8 protein-coding genes and 3 pseudogenes are annotated in these 18,642 nt (G+C 63.4%); all 11 read left to right on the top strand.

Annotated elements, in window-relative coordinates:
• Positions 1-403 precede the first annotated feature (403 nt).
• Complete coding sequence (fimA, locus tag ABOC21_RS04185; protein ID WP_426812037.1) at positions 404-952, top strand: type 1 fimbrial major subunit FimA; 549 nt, start codon at positions 404-406, stop codon at positions 950-952.
• Between the two features lie 71 nt (positions 953-1,023).
• Positions 1,024-1,563 carry a fimbrial protein gene (locus ABOC21_RS04180; protein ID WP_426812036.1) on the top strand — a complete coding sequence of 180 codons (540 nt, stop codon included), beginning with the start codon at positions 1,024-1,026 and terminating at the stop codon, positions 1,561-1,563.
• Between the two features lie 35 nt (positions 1,564-1,598).
• Positions 1,599-2,325 (top strand): annotated as a pseudogene (locus tag ABOC21_RS04175) (fimbria/pilus periplasmic chaperone).
• Between the two features lie 74 nt (positions 2,326-2,399).
• Positions 2,400-5,022, top strand: a pseudogene (locus ABOC21_RS04170) (fimbrial biogenesis usher protein).
• A 13-nt stretch (positions 5,023-5,035) separates the two neighbouring features.
• Positions 5,036-5,563 (top strand): fimbrial protein, encoded by a 528-nt coding sequence (locus ABOC21_RS04165; protein ID WP_426812561.1) that lies wholly within the window; start codon positions 5,036-5,038, stop codon positions 5,561-5,563.
• A gap of 12 nt (positions 5,564-5,575) precedes the next feature.
• Complete coding sequence (locus tag ABOC21_RS04160) at positions 5,576-6,079, top strand: fimbrial protein (RefSeq protein ID WP_426812035.1); 504 nt, start codon at positions 5,576-5,578, stop codon at positions 6,077-6,079.
• A gap of 17 nt (positions 6,080-6,096) precedes the next feature.
• Positions 6,097-7,002 (top strand): fimbrial protein, encoded by a 906-nt coding sequence (locus ABOC21_RS04155; protein WP_426812034.1) that lies wholly within the window; start codon positions 6,097-6,099, stop codon positions 7,000-7,002.
• 28 nt (positions 7,003-7,030) lie between these two features.
• Positions 7,031-8,473, top strand: a complete 1,443-nt coding sequence (locus ABOC21_RS04150) for an EAL domain-containing protein (RefSeq protein WP_426812560.1) — start codon at positions 7,031-7,033, stop codon at positions 8,471-8,473.
• Between the two features lie 176 nt (positions 8,474-8,649).
• On the top strand, positions 8,650-10,329 hold the full coding sequence (locus ABOC21_RS04145; protein WP_426812033.1) for a ShlB/FhaC/HecB family hemolysin secretion/activation protein: 1,680 nt from the start codon (positions 8,650-8,652) through the stop codon (positions 10,327-10,329).
• The gene (locus ABOC21_RS04140) at positions 10,329-10,877 is read left to right on the top strand and encodes a toxin-activating lysine-acyltransferase (RefSeq protein WP_426812032.1); all 549 of its coding nucleotides are present in this window, start codon (positions 10,329-10,331) and stop codon (positions 10,875-10,877) included. Before ABOC21_RS04145 ends, ABOC21_RS04140 begins: the two co-directional genes overlap by 1 nt.
• Positions 10,870-18,564 (top strand): annotated as a pseudogene (locus tag ABOC21_RS04135) (hemagglutinin repeat-containing protein); the annotation flags it as partial. The gene ABOC21_RS04140 and the pseudogene ABOC21_RS04135, both read left to right, overlap by 8 nt.
• Positions 18,565-18,642 lie beyond the last annotated feature (78 nt).

The following is an 18,642-nucleotide window of genomic DNA, read 5'->3' as shown; positions in this document are numbered from 1 at the left end:
GCAACCGGCAAGTGCATACATTTCCAAAAATAATAAATATCTAACTGATTAACAACATTTTTTACCTCGACATTTCTTTACTTTCATTTCTCTGACATTCGTAACCTCGCCTTTTCTTCTCCGCCGAATCCCCCGCTCCGCCTACGCTATTAAAAATAAAAAATTAGCATAAAACACCAATATAAAGCGCAAAAAACCCAACAACAAAACAAAAACCCCAAAAAATTCAACATAAAAAGCACTTTAACCCAATGAGTCAAAATGGCCCCAATTGACTCATCGTTGGGGCAAAAACTGAGCACAGCCGGCAGTCGGACCATTCGGCTGACATATGGAATGCCTGGAAGGCACAAAGACTGCCAATTTCGGTTCGTAATATCGACATTGTTTAAAGGAAAACAACATGAAAATCAAAACACTGGCAATCGTTGTTCTGTCAGCCCTGTCCCTGAGCTCCGCGGCGGCTTTGGCCGATACCACCACGGTAAACGGCGGGACGGTGCATTTTAAAGGGGAAGTGGTCAACGCCGCCTGTGCAGTTGACGCCGGCTCAATCGATCAAACCGTGCAGTTAGGCCAGGTGCGTTCAGCTAAGCTCGCTACCGCGGGCAGCACCAGCTCCGCCGTTGGTTTCAACATCCAACTGGACGACTGCGATACTACCGTTGCAACTAAAGCCTCTGTTGCCTTCTCCGGCACGGCGGTCGATAGCACCAACACCACCGTACTGGCGCTGCAAAACTCCGCAGCCGGCGGCGCAACTAACGTCGGCGTCCAGATCCTCGACAAAACCGGCACCGCTCTGGGTCTGGACGGCGCAACCTTCAGTTCGGCAACCACGCTGAACGATGGCACCAACATCATTCCATTCCAGGCTCGCTACTACGCGACCGGCGCGGCCACTGCCGGTACCGCTAACGCCGACGCTACCTTCAAAGTTCAGTACGAGTAATTCACTCATCACGCACGGATGCTCGTCGGGCCAGGATGGCCCGTTATCCATACAGGACTGGGGTAATCACGATGCAAGGAATGAAATCAGGTCTGCTGATCGTTTTGCTGCCGCCGCTGGCGCTGGCCGGTAACCAGTGGAACGTCACCCTGCCCGGCGGCAGCATGCGTTTCCAGGGCGTGATCATCGCCGAATCCTGCCGCGTGGAAGCGGGAGACCGGCAGCTGACGGTCAATATGGGGCAAATCAGCAGCAATCGGTTTCATTCAGCGGGCGAAGATACTGACCCCGTTCCTTTCGCTATCCATCTGCAGGATTGCAGTACCGCGGTCAGCCAGCGGGTGGGCGTGACCTTTCACGGCGTGGCCGATGGCAAAAATCCAGACGTGCTCTCGGTGGGCGAAGGCCCGGGGATTGCGACCGGCGTCGGCGTGGCGCTGTTTGACGGCGAGGACCATCCGATCCCGCTCAATAGCCCGGCGGCGGCCTGGTCACGGCTGTATAGCGGACCGACCACGCTACATTTTGTCGCCAAATATCGGGCGACCGGACGTCAGGTGACCGGCGGAGCCGCGAACGCTCAGGCCTGGTTTGCTTTGACCTATCAGTAACCAGCCAGCAGGCATACCGGATACGGGAATCAACGGTGAGTATAAAAGGGGAAAACGTGAGAAAGAGACTGGGGATGACGCAAAGCCTGGTGGCGGGATTGTTGATGATCGCCACCGCCGGGTTTAGCACCGCTGCCGATGCGGGCGTGGCGCTGGGAGCCACCCGGGTTATCTATCCTGCCGGGCAAAAGCAGGTCCAGGCTGGCGGTAACCAATAACGACGACAGCAGCACCTATCTGATTCAGTCGTGGGTAGAAAACGCCGACGGTCAGAAGGACGGCCGGTTTGTGATCACCCCGCCGCTGTTCGCCATGCAGGGCAAAAAAGAGAACACCCTGCGGATCATCGACGCCACCAACAATCAGCTGCCGCAGGATCGCGAAAGCCTGTTCTGGATGAACGTTAAGGCGATCCCGTCGATGGATAAATCGAAGCTCAGCGACAATACCCTGCAGCTGGCGATTATCAGCCGCATCAAGCTCTACTATCGCCCGGCTAAGCTGGCGCTCTCGCCGGACCAGGCGACGGAGAAGCTGCGCTTTCGCCGTAGCGCAGGCACCCTCACGCTGATTAACCCGACCCCCTACTACCTGACGGTGACCGAACTCAACGCCGGAACCCGGGTGCTGGCAAACGCGCTGGTTCCACCGATGGGCGAAGCCTCGGTGAAGCTGCCGCCGGACGCCGGCAGCGAGATCTCCTGGCGGACGATTAACGACTACGGCGCGCTGACCCCGCGGATGAAGGGCGTCGCGCAATAGCTACGGGGAAACCAGCGTTATCCCCTGAAATATAATAAGAACTGACAGCCGGGCGACTTCGGACCGGAGGGATTATGTCACATCTGAAATATGGACCGAACCGTTTGGTTTCTCCGCGCGCCCGGCGTCATGCCCCACGTTTTGCGGGGGCGCTGCTGCTTGCGCTGGCCGCGCAGCCCTTTGCCGCGCGGGCGGAGCTCTATTTTAACCCGCGTTTTTTGGCCGACGATCCGGCGGCGGTGGCGGACCTCTCCAGCTTTGAGAAGGGTCAGGAGGTGCCGCCCGGCACCTATCGGGTCGACATTTATCTGAACAACGGCTTTATGACCACCCGCGACGTGACCTTTAAGGCCGGGGAGGAGGATCATCGCCTGGCGCCCTGTCTGACCCGCGGGGATCTGGCGAGCATGGGCGTCAACACGCCCGCCGTGGCGGGAATGGAGACGCTGGCCGCCGACGCCTGCGTACCGCTCGCCGCCCTGATCAAAGAGTCCACCAGCCGCTTCGACGTCGGCCAGCAGCGCCTGTACCTGACCGTTCCCCAGGCCTTTATGGGCAACCGCGCGCGCGGCTATATTCCCCCGGAACTGTGGGATGACGGGATTACCGCCGGGCTGCTGAACTACAACTTCACCGGCAACAACGTGCACAACGATATTGGCGGCAGCAGCAACTATGCTTACCTCAATCTGCAAAGCGGCCTCAACCTCGGCGCCTGGCGCCTGCGCGATAACACCACCTGGAGCTACAGCAGCGGCGGCAGCTCATCGAGCAACGAGAATAAGTGGCAGCACGTCAACAGCTGGCTGGAGCGGGATATTGTTCCCCTTCGCTCGCGCCTGACGCTCGGCGACAGCTATACCAACGGCGACGTGTTCGACGGCATCAACTTCCGCGGCGCCCAGCTGGCCTCTGACGACAATATGCTGCCGGACAGCCAGAAAGGCTTCGCCCCGGTCATTCACGGGATTGCCCGCGGCACGGCGCAGGTCTCGATCAGGCAAAACGGCTACGAGATCTATCAAAGCACGGTGCCGCCGGGACCGTTTACGATCGACGACCTCTATGCCGCAGGTAACGGCGGCGATCTGCAGGTCACCATCAAAGAGACCGACGGCACCCGCCAGGTCTTTACCGTGCCGTGGTCAACGGTGCCGGTGCTGCAGCGCGAGGGCCATTCGCGCTTCGCCCTGACGGCGGGGGAATACCGCAGCGGCAACGACCAGCAGGAGAAACCCAAATTCTTCCAGGGAACGCTGCTGCACGGCCTGACGGCGGGCTGGACGCTGTACGGCGGCTCCCAGCTGGCCGACCGCTACCGCGCCTTTAACCTCGGCGTCGGCAAAAACATGGGCGAGTTCGGCGCCGTATCGCTGGACGTGACCCAGGCAAACGCCACCCTGCCCGATGACAGCAAGCATCAGGGGCAGTCGCTGCGCTTCCTCTATAACAAATCGCTTAACGAGGTCGGCACCAATATTCAGCTGGTCGGCTACCGCTACTCCACGCGGGGCTACTACAGCTTTGCCGATACCACCTATAGCCGGATGAGCGGCTACGACGTCGAGACCCAGGACGGCGTTATCCAGGTGAAGCCCAAATTCACCGACTACTACAACCTCGCCTACAGCAAGCGCGGCAAGGTGCAGGTCAGCGTCACCCAGCAGACTGGGACGCACCGCCACGCTCTACCTGAGCGGCAGCCATCAGACCTACTGGTCAACCGGCAAGGCGGACCAGCAACTGCAGGCCGGACTCAACGCCGCGGTGGACGATATCAACTGGACGCTGAGCTACAGCCTGACCAAAAACGCCTGGCAGCAGGGGCGCGACCAGATGCTGGCGGTCAACGTCAACATTCCGTTCAGTCACTGGCTGCGCTCGGACAGCAAATCTGCGTGGCGCCACGCCAGCGCCAGCTACAGCATGTCGCACGACCTCGATGGCCGGATGACCAACCTCGCCGGTCTCTACGGCACGCTGCTGGAGGATAACAACCTGAGCTACAGCGTGCAGACCGGCTACGCCGGAGGCGGCGCCGGCAACAGCGGCGGCACGGGCTATACCGCGCTGAACTACCGCGGCGGCTACGGCAACGCCAACGTCGGCTACAGCCGCAGCGACGGCTTTAAGCAGCTCTACTACGGCGTCAGCGGCGGCGTGCTGGCCCACGCCAACGGCGTGACCTTAAGCCAGCCGCTGAACGATACGGTGGTGCTTATCAAAGCGCCCGGCGCGGAAAAGGTGAAGGTGGAAAACCAGACCGGCGTGCGTACCGACTGGCGCGGCTATGCGGTGCTGCCTTACGCCACCGAGTACCGGGAGAACCGGGTGGCGCTGGATACCAACACCCTCGCCGACAACGTCGATCTGGACGACGCCGTGGTCAGCGTGGTGCCAACCCATGGCGCGATCGTCCGCGCCGACTTCAGGGCCCACGTCGGGATGAAGCTGTTGATGACGCTCACCCACAACGGCAGGCCGGTGCCGTTCGGTGCCATGGTGACCTCGACGAGCAATCAGAGCGGCAGCATTGTCGCCGATAACGGCCAGGTCTACCTGAGCGGGATGCCGCTGGCCGGCCGGGTACAGGTGAAGTGGGGAGACGGGCCGGATGCCGGCTGCGTGGCCGATTATCGCCTGCCGCCGGAGAGCCAGCAGCAGGCGCTCAGCCAGCTCTCCGCCGTATGCCGCTAAGGAAAGGATCATGATGACAAAATCGCTCTATTTGCTGCTGGCCGTGCTGTCGCTTGCCGTGGCCAACGCTTTCGCCGCCGACAGCACCATCTCCATCAGCGGCTACGTACGGGATAACGCCTGCGCGGTGGCGGGAGAATCAAAGGATTTTACCGTCGATCTGCTGGATAACGCCGCCAAACAGTTTCATGCCGTCGGCGCAGTCACACCCGCGGTGCCGTTTCGCATCGTCCTGTCGCCCTGCGGCAGTTCGGTTACCGCGGTAAAGGTTGGCTTCACCGGGGTGGCGGATAGCGACAACACCAGCCTGTTAAAGCTGGACAGCGGCGCGTCGGCCGCGGCGGGAATGGGGGTGCAGATCCTCGATACTCAGCAGGCGATGCTGCCGCTGAACGCCGCCTCCCCGGCGATAGCCTGGACCACCCTGACCCCGGGGCAGACCAATATCCTGAACTTTTACGCCCGCCTGATGGCGACCCAGGTCCCGGTCACCGCCGGGCACGTTAACGCTACAGCGACCTTTACGCTGGAATTTCAGTAACCGGAGGCTGAGATGAAATGGACTCCCCCAGGATGGCTTGCGGCCGGCGCGCTGCTGATGGCCGCCTTCTCGCTACAGGCCGCCGACGTCACCATCACCGTTAACGGCAAGGTGGTGGCCAAACCGTGCACGGTTTCGACAACCCACGCCACCGTCGACCTCGGCGATCTCTACACCTTCAGCCTGGTGTCGGCGGGGGCCGCTTCGGCGTGGCACAGCGTGGCGCTCGATTTAAGCAACTGCCCGGTGGGCACCTCGCGGGTGGTCGCCACCTTCAGCGGCACCGCGGACGGCACCGGCTATTACAAAAACCAGGGCACCGCCGGCAATATCCAGCTTGAGCTGCAGGACAGCGGCGGCACCACGCTGAACAACGGCGCCAATAAATCGGTGCAGGTCGATGACGCCACCCAGTCCGCCCATTTCCCGCTGCAGGTCAGAGCGCTGACGGTAAACGGCGGCGCCACCCAGGGAACCATTCAGGCGGTGATTAACGTCACCTACACCTACGCCTGAATCAGGAGAGTACGTTTATGAAAAAAATAGTCACCCTGCTGGCCGCGCTGGCGATGATGGGCTGGTCAATTAACGCCTGGTCCTTCGCCTGTAAAACCGCCAGCGGACAAACCATCCCCATCGGCGGCGGTAGCGCCAACGTCTACGTCAACCTCTCTCCCGCGGTGAGCGTCGGGCAAAACCTGGTGGTCGATCTATCGACGCAGATTTTCTGCCATAACGACTATCCGCAGACCATCACCGACTACGTGACCCTGCAGCGCGGCTCCGCCTACGGCGGCGTGCTATCGAGCTTCTCCGGTACCGTAAAATACAACGGCAGCTCCTATCCGTTCCCGACCACCACGGAAACCTCGCGGGTAATTTACGACTCAACCACCGATAAACCGTGGCCAACCGCGCTCTACCTGACGCCGGTCAGCACCGCCGGCGGGATCGCCATTACCTCCGGATCGCTTATCGCCGTACTGATCCTCCATCAGACCAATAACTACAACAGCGACTCCTACCAGTTCGTCTGGAACATTTATGCCAATAACGACGTGGTGGTGCCGACCGGCGGCTGCGACGTCTCCGCCCGCGACGTGACGGTGACGCTGCCGGACTATCCCGGCTCGATGGCGGTCCCGCTAACGGTGCACTGCGCGCAGAACCAGACGCTGGGCTACTACCTGTCAGGCAATACCACCGGCTCCGGCAACGCGATCTTCACCAATACCGCCTCCGCCTCGCCGGCGCAGGGGATCGGCGTGCAGCTGACCCGCGGCGGTACGGCGGTAGCCGCCAACAGCCCGGTATCGCTGGGTACGGTCGGAACCTCGCCGGTTAGCCTTGGGCTGACCGCCGAGTACGCGCGCACCAGCGGGCAGGTCACCGCCGGCAACGTGCAGTCGATTATTGGGGTGACGTTTGTCTACCAGTAAGGCGCCCGTCCCGCCGCCCGACCCGGCGGTGGAGTACATCCTCTCTCCCTGTTCAATGGCCGCGGAGGGGCTCTCTTCGCTGATCGGCGCAGGCGGGCGGCGGCCGAGGTTTTTATCGCCCCAGGCCCATGACGCGCCGTCGCTGCCCGCCCCGGCGACCGTCGGGCGGATCGTGGTGTTTCTACCTGACGATCCCTTCTGGCTGCTGTTTACCCTCCGCCAGGCGGCGCTGCTACTTGACCGTAGCGCCAGCGCGCTGCCGATGCTGATCCTCAGCCGCAGCCCCGCCGGCTGGCTGTGGCAAACGCTGCTGCATCTGGTGGGCAGCCGGAGCCGTCTGGCCGCCGTCAAAACCGCCGCCTCCGACCTGCCCTGCCGACAGCTGGCCTCGCTGCTGGGCCAGGCGGCGCCGGACTACCCGTCGCTGGAGACGCTGGCCGGCGACGAAGCGGCGGCGCGCGGCATTCCCCCGACGGGGCTGAGCAAACCCGAATTCAACGCCGCGCTGGACTGGCTGCGCGGATACAGCATTACCCGCCAGGCCGAGCTGCGCGGGGTTAGCCATAAGACCCTCTATAACCAGAAACTGTCAGGACTGAAAAAGATGGTGGAACAGCATCCGCATCTCGCCACCCGCTTCCCCGGAAGCCAGGCAAAAGGGCACAAAGCGCAGGCTTTCGCCACGCTTTCGGCGTTTGAGCGCGAGTTCGTGCATGCGATCCACTGTCGGCAGGTGTTTCCGGTATTCCAGCCCATTACCGATGGCCGGCTGATGCTCAAGGGGATCGAGGTGCTGTCGCGCTGGCGACGCGGCGGCAATGTGCTGCTGCCCGGCGAGTTTCTGCCGCTGGTGCGCGCGGAATATGCCTGGCTGCTGCTGACGGCCTTTGCGCTGCGGGAAGCGGTTCAGGGCATCAACCAGCATCGCGGCGAGTTCTACTTCTCGGTGAACGTCCCGCCGGCTATCGCCGGGCATAACAATCTCACCCGGATGATGGAAGCGGCCCGCCAGCAGCTGGGCGATCCGCGCTGGGCGGAGAGGCTGGTACTGGAATTTGCCGAAACCATCGATCTCAACCGCCAGGGCGAGATCGGCAGCAATATCGTGAAATTACAGCAGCAGGGCTTTCGCATTATGCTCGACGACTGCTTTTCACAAAGCAGCGTGTTGTTTCCGGTCCGCGCGGTGCGCTTTAGCGAGTACAAGCTCGATATGAGCATCGTGAATGACTTCCAGCACGACCTCCACGCGCTGGCGCTGGTAAAAAGCCTGATCTACTACTGCCAGCTGACCGGCAGCCGCTGTGTTGCCGAGGGGGTGGATAGTCTGGAAAAGCTGAATATGCTGAAGGCGCTGGGGATCGACCGCTTTCAAGGCTATCTGATCTCACCCCCGGTCAATCGCGACAACCTCGAAGATCTTATTCAACGCTTTTCACCGGGACGCTGCGCCGCGCCCGCGGCCGGATAAAACGCGCTTCCTGCTGAAATCACAGCGGTTTATTCCGAATCCCACCCTCCACTCTCCTGCGTCCCGGCAGGGGGCGCGCTCTTTTTCGGAATATGCCTGGTTCCCTTTTCTTGACAAAAATTGAACAATTTTACACAAACTCACATTTTGTTCATTTTCACATTGCAAGGATGCCAATGAACCGCAAAGCCATTCTTTGCCAGGCGATCGCCGCAGCTATAGGCCTGTTTTTTCTACTACCGGCCCACGCCGCCGGCCCTGACGATCAGTTTATTATCCAACAGCAGCGTCAGAAGGCGCTGGAGCAGCAGCTGACGCCGCCGACCCCGGACGTGCGCCTCTCAAAGCCCTCCTCCGGCTTCGGTCAAATTCCCTTCCCGACGGAAACCCCCTGCTTTCCCATCCACCGCGTGGCGCTGAGCGGTCAGGAAGCGCTCCCCCGCTGGCTGCCGCTGCAGCGCATCGCCGACCAGGCGCAGGGGCGCTGCCTCGGGGGGAAAGGGATTAACCTGCTGATGAGCGCCCTGCAAAACCGGCTGGTCGACGGCGGCTGGATCACCACCCGCGTGCTGGCGCCCTCCCAGGATTTAAAAAGCGGCACCCTGAAGCTGACGATCGTGCCGGGCTACGTACGTCACGTACGGCTAACGGAGCAGAGCGACGACTATATCCGGCTGTATAGCGCCTTTCCGGCCCATGAGTGCAATTTGCTCGACCTGCGCGATATCGAACAGGGGCTGGAAAATCTCCAGCGTCTGCCTACCGTCGAAGCCAGCATGGAGATTGTCCCCGGTGATAATCCCGGCGAGAGCGATATCGTTATTACCCGCAGGCAGGCGAAGATGTGGCGCCTGGGGCTGTCGCTGGACGACTCGGGCACCGAAACCACCGGCCGCTATCAGGGCGGCGTGACGCTATCTCTGGATAACCCCTTCTCGCTCAGCGATCTACTCTATCTCTCCGCCAGCCACGATCTCGACGATAGCGGCGGCAAGAGCAGCCGCAACTACATTGCCCACTACTCGGTACCTTACGGCTACTGGATGCTGGGGGTCACCGGCAGCGACTACGACTATCACCAGACGGTGGCCGGGCTGAACAGCGATTACCGCTACAGCGGCAAAAGTAAAAATCTCGACGTGCAGCTCAGCCGCGTTCTGCACCGCAGCGGGACGCAGAAAACGACCTTCACCTACGACGTGCTGGCCCGCGAAACCCGCAACTACATCGACGATACCGAAGTGGGCGTCCAGCGTCGCCAGACCGCGGCCTGGCGCGTGGGGCTACAGCATCGCCACTATATTGGCCAGGCCACTCTCGACCTCGGCGCCAGCTACCAGCGCGGCACCCGCTGGTTTGGCGCGCGGCCCGCGCCGGAAGAGTACGTTGGCGATGCCACCGCGCTGAGCAAAATCACCCAGCTCAACGCCCAGCTCGACCTGCCTTTTACTATCGGCGGCGAGAATTTCCGCTACAACGTGCAGTATCTGCGCCAGATCAGCAACACCCCGCTGACGCCGCAGGACCAGTTCGCCATCGGCAACCGCTGGACGGTGCGCGGATTCGACGGCGAGCGCACCCTCAGCGCCAGCCACGGCTGGTACGTGCGCAACGATCTGGCCTGGCGCACGCCGCTGGAGAATCAGGAGCTCTATCTCGGCGCGGACTACGGTGAAGTCGGCGGCTATAGCGCTGATTATCTTATCGGCCAACACCTGGCGGGCGGCGTGCTCGGCGTTCGCGGCAGCGCCTTCAATACCGGCTACGACCTGTTCGCCGGAACGCCATTCTCGAAGCCGGATGGGTTCCACACCAGCGCCGTGACTCTAGGCTTCAACCTGAACTGGAGCTGGTGATGCGTACTGGACAATACGAGATTAAGGCGCCGCTGATATTCGGCGGCTCCGACAACGAAGCCGAAGTGCTGGGAGCCAGCGTCTGGCTATGGATGCATTCGCCGATGCACCGCGACGCTCCGCTGCATGCTCTGCCCACCCTGCTGATGCCGATTATCAAGCGCCGCCAGTATGTGCTGGTTATCAAAAACGAGCGGCCGGTGTTTTTTCTCAGCTGGGCATGGCTCAACCGCGAGTCGGAAGCCCGCTATCTCACCCGTCCGGCGATTGAGATGCGCGAGGCGGACTGGGACAGCGGCGACCGGATGTGGTTTTGCGACTGGATCGCGCCGTTCGGCCATACCGCCGCCATGAACGCCCTGATGCGCCAGGACGTCTTTGCCGATCACTGCGTTCGGGCGCTCTATCACCGCGGCGAACAGCGCGGCAAACGGGTGGTGATGTTCCACGGCCGCCGCGTCAGCCGCGAACAGGCCAGGCTCTGGCGGCTGACCCACCCGCTCGCCGTCAACCTGCCGGAAGCGTTTAAAGGACTAAACCATGAATAAGAACCTCTACCGTATTGTTTTCAATAAAGCACGCGGCATGCTGATGGTGGTGGCGGACATCGCCCGCTCCGGACGCGCCGGCTCCGCACGTTCTTCCGCGCCGGGAAGCCTACCGCGCCGGCTGCACGGTAAAATCAGCGCCATCAGCTTCAGCCTGTGGCTGGCGATGGGGGTGATTCACCCGGCGCAGGCCAATATCGTCGCCGACGCCGGCGCGCCGAAAAACCAGCAGCCGACGGTGATGCCGAGCGCCAACGGCACGCCGCAGGTCAATATTCAGACCCCGTCGGCCGCCGGGGTATCGCGCAACACCTACAGCCAGTTCGATGTCAACCAGCAGGGGGCGATCCTCAATAACTCGCATAAAAACGTGCAGACCCAGCTGGGCGGCATGGTGGCGGGGAACCCCTGGCTGGCGAAAGGCGAAGCGAAGGTCATTCTGAACGAGGTGAATTCGCGCGACCCCAGCCGGCTGAACGGGATGATTGAAGTGGCCGGCAAAAAGGCCCAGGTGGTGATCGCCAACCCGTCCGGCATTACCTGTAACGGCTGCGGCTTTATCAACGCCAACCGCGCCACCCTGACCACCGGCCAGGCGCAGATTAACAACGGCAATCTCACCGGCTACCAGGTCGAACGCGGCGAAGTGGCCATCGAAGGCGCCGGGATGGAGAGCTCGGGGGCCGACTACACCGATATTATCGCCCGCTCGGTGAAGGTTAACGCCGGGCTGTGGGCCAAAGATCTGCGGGTCACCACCGGGCGCAACCGGGTGGATGCCGCCCACCAGCGCATCGAAAAAACCGGCGACGATCCGGCAACCCGCCCGCAGTCTGGCGGTGGATGTCGCCAGCCTCGGCGGCATGTACGCGGGTAAAATCCGCATGGTCGGCACCGAGAGCGGCGTCGGGGTGCGCAACGCCGGCGCCATCGGCGCCCAGGCCGGGAGCGTAAGCCTGAGCGCCGACGGCCGCATTGAAAACAGCGGCACGCTGCGCGCCAGCGAAAACGCCGCCGTCCGCACCGCCGGCGAGTTCAGCAACGGCGGCGCGCTGACCGCCGGCCAGAACGTGGATATTCAGGCGGCCAGCCTCACCGGCAGCCGCGGCAGCGTGCTGGCCGCCGGGGTAAAAAATGACGGCAAGCTGGCGGAGAGCGGCGACCTGCGGCTGCACGCCGACGGCCAGCTGAGCGTCCACGGCCAGACGCTGGCCGGCGGAAACCTGAACGCCAGCGGCCAGGGGGTGGACATCAGCGGCAGCCAGACCCAGGGCCGGCGGGTCGAGCTGGACAGCGGCGCGGGCCACCTGCTCACGCAAAACGCCGGGGTCAACGCCCGGGATCTGACCCTGCGCAGCGGCCAAACGCTCAACAACGACGGCGGCACGCTCAGCGCCGACGCAATAACCCTCTCCGCGCAGCATCTTTCGAACCACAAAGGCAAGCTGGTGCAGACCGGCGGCGGCGCCCTGGCGGTGAATCTGCCGGGCGATATCGATAACCGGGAAGGTGAAATTGCCGCCAACGGCGATATTCAGCTCGCGGCGCGCGCCGTCGATAACCGCGGCGGGAAAGTGCTGGCGGCGCAGGGCGGCAGCCTGACGGCGCAGACCCGGACAGCCCTGGATAACCGTAAAGGCACCCTCGCCGCGGCGGGAAATACCCGGATCGACGCCGGGGATCTCAACAATAGCGAAGGGCTGATCTCCGCCGCCACCGGTAGCGGCGAGATCCGCAGCGCGCAGGCGATCGGCAACAATAAGGGCCGCATCGAAGCGGCCAAAACCCAGACCATCAGCGCCGCCGGGCTGGATAACCAGCAGGGGGTTATCGTCGCCGACGGGGCCACGCTGGCGCTCGCCGACGGCACCTTCAACAACCAGTTCGGGTCGCTGTATTCGCACAGCGCGCTGGCTATTTATAGCGGCGCGCTCAATAACCAGTCCGGCTACCTCGCCAGCGGCGGGACGCTCACCTTCAAAGGGGGCGCTGTTGATAACCGTGCCGGTCAGTTCGCCGCGGAGCAGGCCCTGAACGCCAGCTTCGGCTCCTTCCTGAACCACGAGGGCAGCCTGAAGGCGCTGGGCGCGATGACGCTGCGCGGCGGCACGCTGGACAACGCCCACGGGATCGTCGGCGCGGGCGGCGCGCTCGACGTTGGCGTCACCAGCCTCGACAACCGCCTGGGCACCCTGTTCAGCAACGCGGACGCCCTTCTCCACGCCGACCGGCTGGACAATCAGGGCGGCCAGCTGGCGGCGCAGCGGACGCTGAGCGTTAGCGGCGGGCAGCTGATCAACGATAGCGATGGCCTGATCCAGAGCGGCGGGAATCTGACGCTCGCCGCGGACGACATCAGCAACCGCAGCGGCAGCATCATCAGCAGCGCAGCCGCCACCCTGCGCAGCCGGCAGCTGCGCAACGGCGGGGGAGAGATCCAGAGCGTCGGCGACCTGCTGATCGATAGCGGCCGCGGCATCGTGGACAATATTTCCGGGCTGATGCGCAGCGGCGCGACGCTAACGCTCACCGCCGCCAGGCTTATCAACCACAATACCCCTGGCGACAATCAGGGGCTGGAGGCGCAGAACATCGCCCTCGCCACCGAGACGATCGATAACCAGAGCGGGATGATCCTGGCCGATAAATCGCTGACGGTACGCAACGACGGCGAGCTCAACAACCGCAGCGGCGGGCTGGCGGCCTCCGGGACGGTGGATATTCGCGGCGACGGGCTGGCGCTGCTTAACCAGGACGGCACGGTGAAAGCCGGCGAGATGCTGCGCATCGACGCGGAAAGCCTCGACGGCGGCGGCCAGTCTGCTGTCGCTCGGCGACATGTCCCTGAGCAGCCGCCGGTCGCTGAATAACAGCGGGACGATGGTGGCCAACGGCAGCTTCACGCTCACCTCAGCGGGGGATATCACCAACGGCGGTAAGCTGCTGGCGGGCAGCAGACTCGACCTCACCGGCCGCAGCCTGAGCAACGGGGCCAGCGGCGAAATTAACGCCGGGCAAAACACGCTTAACGTCAGCGACACCCTGTTCAACGCCGGACTGATCGACGGCGGCTATACGCGGATTAACGCCGGAACCCTCACCAACAGCGGCAGCGGGCGCATCTACGGCAACGCCGTTGGCGTCAATGCCGTCACCTTCAACAACCTGGCGGAAAACGGCACGGCGGCGACCCTTGCCGGGCGCGAGCGCGTCGATCTCGGGGTACAGACCCTGAACAATCGCGACCACGGGCTGATCTACAGCGGCGGCGATCTGCTGATTGGCGGCGCGCTGGGAGATAACGGCGCCGCGATCGGCCGGGCGGGAACGATCGATAACCACAGCGCGACGATCGAATCCGCCGGGGATATGACGATCGCCGCCGGGCAGATCAACAACATCAACGATCGCTTCACCACCGGGATCGTCACCGTTGCTCAGGAGCAGGTAACCGAATATCAGCACACCGGTTCCCCCAACCGCTGGAACGCCGCGGACGAGGGCGTGTTTGTCGACGGTAATTCCGCCGACGGCCTGCGCAATCTGAATACCCCGGACGACACCGGCAGCAATAACGATAGCTTCAACCAGTTCGACTATACCCGCACGGTGGAAGAGACGCGGATCCTCGAATCCGACCCGGCGAAGATCCTCGCCGGCGGCAATATAACGCTCACCGGCGACCGCCTGCTGAACGATAAGAGCCAGGTCATCGCCGGCGGCACCCTGGCGATCGCCGGCCTGCGGGAGGTGAAAAACGACGACGTAACGGGCGAGCGGCGGACCACCGATGTCGGTACCGCCACCCACTACTACCGCATTCGCCACAAAGGGGGCGACGAGCAGGGCCGCGACCGTACCGCTTATACGCCGCCGACCGAAATTCAAAGCATCTCCCTGAAGCCGGGGCAGCTCATCAGCGGCGGCAGCGTCGAGGGCACGCCGCTCACCATCGCGCCGCTGACCCCGCAGGGCACGGCGGCGGCGATCGGCGTGGCGGGCGCCGTCGCCGGTCAGCACGCCGTTTCGCCCGGCGAGCCGGTCACGCCGCCGGCGGGCCAGCAGTTTGAGGTCACGCCCGCGGAAGGGGCGATTCGCATCGTCGGCCCGAACACCACCCTGCCGGATAACAGCCTGTTTACGGTCAACCCGGCCGCCGACGTGCCGTCTCTGGTGGAAACCGATCCGCGCTTCACCAACCAGAAGCAGTGGCTCGGCAGCGACTACATGCAGCAGGCGCTGGCCGGCAACGGCGACACGACGCTAAAACGTTTGGGAGACGGCTACTATGAGCAGCGGCTGATCCGCGAGCAGGTGGTAGCCCTGACCGGCCAGCGCTATCTTGACGGCTACACCAGCGACGAAGAGCAGTTTAAGGCCTTGATGGATCAGGGCATTACCTTCGGCAAACAGTACGCGCTGAAGAGCGGCGTGGCGCTGACCCCCGAACAGATGGCGCTGCTGACCGGCGATATCGTCTGGCTGGTGAACACCACGGTGAAGATGCCGGACGGCTCGCTGCAGAGCGTGCTGGTGCCGCAGGTCTACGCCAAAGTTAAACCGGGCGACATCGACGGCTCCGGCGCGCTGCTCGCCGGGAATAACGTCAGCATCAGGCTCAACGGCGACCTCTTCAACAGCGGCACCCTTAACGGCCGCCGCGTCCTGCAGCTTGACGCCGACAATATCACCAACCGGGCGGGAACCCTGCTCGGCGACGACGTGCGCCTGAACGCCCGCAACGATATCAATAACATCGGCGGCATCATCCAGGGCGACAGCAGCCTGCAGGCGGTGGCCGGACGGGACATCAACGCCACCACCACCCTCGCCGACGCCCGGAGCGTCAGCGGCGATAACCGCTTCAGCCGCACCACCATCGACAGCGTCTCCGGCATTTATGTCCAGGGCGACGACGGCAGGCTGACGCTGCACTCCGGCCGCGATATCACCCTCAGCGGCGCGCAGGTGGTCGCCAGCGGCGAACGCGGCGAAGTCCAGCTGGTGGCCGGGCGCGATATCCAGCTCAACGACGTCACCACCGCCTGGCGCGATAATCTGGTGTGGGATGCCGACAACGCCCTCAGCCAGAGCCAGAGCAGCAGCACCGGCAGCGAAGTGACCGGCAAAGGCAGCGTCACCCTCAGCGCCGGAAACGATCTCAGCGCCCGCGGCTCCCTCCTCTCCTCCGGCGCGGCGCTGAACCTCGGGGCGGGCAATAACCTCACCCTCGCGGCGGGCGAAAACAGCCAGGACCTGGACGAGCGCCACAAGGTCACCGGCAGCAGCGGCTGGCTGTCCAAAACCACCACCCGCACCCAGGACAGCGTCTCGCGGCAGACGGCCCAGGGCAGCGAGCTGAACGGCGACAGCGTCGGCATCACCGCCGGCAACGATCTCACCGTGCGCGGCAGCAGCGTGGCCGGCAGCGGCGACGTGGCGCTGTTGGCGGGCAACGACCTGCGGATCGACACCCGGGATGAGTACAACAGCGAGCAGCACCTGAAGCAGGAGAAAAAATCGGGGCTAATGAGCTCCGGCGGGATCGGCTTCAGCTACGGCACCCAAAGCGTTAAAATCACCGATACCGGGGCGGATGTTACCCGGGCAGGCAGCACCGTCGGCAGCGTGAACGGCGACCTGACGCTACGCGCGGGCGACAACCTGACGGTCAACGGCTCCGATCTGATCGCCGGCCAGGACATGGCCCTGAGCGGCAAAAACGTCGCCATTACCGCCGCCGAAAACCAGAGCCGGCAGACCCACGTGGTCGAACAGAAAACCTCCGGCCTGACCCTGGCCCTCTCCGGCGCGGCGGGCAGCGCCCTCAACAGCGTGGTGCAGGCCACCCAGGACGCCAAATCCGCCGGCAGCAGCCGCCTGCAGACCCTGCAGGGGGTGAAGGCGGCCCTCTCCGGCGTGCAGGCCGGCCAGGCCGCGCGTCTGGATGCGGCGCAGGGCAACGATCCGGCCAACAACAATACCGTTGGCGTCAGCCTCTCTTACGGTAGCCAGTCGTCGAAATCGACTCAGCGCAGCGAGCAGACCACCGCCCAGGGCAGCAGCCTGACGGCGGGGCGCGACCTTAGCATCACCGCCCGCGAAGGCGATCTGAACGCAGTCGGCAGCCAGTCTGAAGGCGGGCAACGATGTGGCCCTCTCCGCCAGCCGCGACCTGAACCTGATCTCCGCTGAAAACACCTCGCTGCTTGAAGGCAAAAACGAAAGCAAAGGCGGCACGGTCGGCGTCGGGATTGGCGTGGGCTCCGGAGGCTGGGGGATCAGCGTCTCCGCCAGCGCCAACAAGGGCAAAGGCAGCGAAAGCGGCAACGGCACCACCCACAGCGAAACCACCGTCGATGCCGGCAACAATCTGATCCTCAACAGCGGGCGCGACACCACCCTCACCGGCGCTCAGGTCAGCGGGGATACAGTTATCGCCGATATCGGCCGCAACCTGACCCTCACCTCTGAGCAGGACAACGACCGCTACGATTCAAAACAGCAGAACGCCAGCGCCGGAGGCAGCTTCACCTTTGGCTCCATGAGCGGCTCCGCCAGCGTCAACCTCAGCAAGGACAAGATGCACAGCAACTACGATTCCGTGGTGGAGCAGACGGGCATCTTTGCCGGCAAAGGCGGGTATAACATCACCGTCGGCGGGCATACGCAGCTGGATGGCGCGGTGATTGGCTCGACGGCGACGGCGGACAAAAACCGCCTCGACACCGGCACGCTGGGCTGGGGCGATATCGACAACCGCGCCGATTTTAAAACCGAGCACCAGAGCGTCGGGTTCAGCAGCGGCGGCAGCATCGGCAGCCAGTTTGCGGGGAACATGGCCAACGGCCTGCTGACCGGCGGGAACAACGAGGGCCACGACAGCAGCACCACCCGCGCGGCGGTCTCCGACGGTACGCTCATTGTCCGCGACCAGGGTCAGCAGACCCAGAACGTGGCGAACCTCAGCCGCGACGTGGAGCATGCCAACCAGACCCTGTCGCCGATCTTCGATAAAGAGAAAGAGCAGCAGCGCCTGCAGCAGACCCAGCTGATTGGCGAGATTGGCAATCAGGTGGCGGATATTGCGCGCACCGAGGGACAGATTAACGCCATCAACGCAGGCAAGGCCGAGCTGGCGAAGGAAAAGATCAACGAGCCGGAAAAAGGCGCCAGCAAGGAGGCCTGGGAGAAATATAACGCTAAGCTGGCCGCAACTGACGGCTATAAGGCCGCGCAGCAGCAATGGGGGACCGGGAGCAGCGTCCAGCAGGCGATTCAGGCGGCAACCGCCGCCGTGCAGGGGCTGGCGGGCAGCGACCTAAAGGCGGCGCTGGCAGGCGGCGCGGCGCCGTATGTGGCGGAGGTTATCGGCCACTACAGCAATCTGGACGATGCGGGCAAGGTCGCCGCGCATGCGGTGGTCAACGCCGCTCTTGCCGCCGCGCAGAACCAGAGCGCCCTCGCCGGTGCCGCTGGCGCTGCAACCGGTGAACTGATCGGCATCATCGCCACGCAGATGTACGGCAAAACGGTCAGCGAACTGGACGAAACTCAGAAGCAAACCGTCTCGACCCTGGCAACCCTGGCGGCGGGACTGGCGGGTGGGCTGGCTGGTGACAGCAGCGCATCTGCGGTTTCCGGCGCGCAGGCCGGGAAGACGACGGTGGAGAATAATAATCTGGCTCTGATTGCACGTGGTTGTGCCGCTCTCTCGCCGTGCAGGAATAAGGTTGCAGAGCAGCTACTGGAGATAGGTGCAAAA

The sequence above is a fragment of the Klebsiella sp. WOUb02 genome (genome assembly GCF_050058015.1).
GTDB lineage: Bacteria > Pseudomonadota > Gammaproteobacteria > Enterobacterales > Enterobacteriaceae > Klebsiella.
This window is presented reverse-complemented; position numbering and strand designations above follow the sequence as displayed.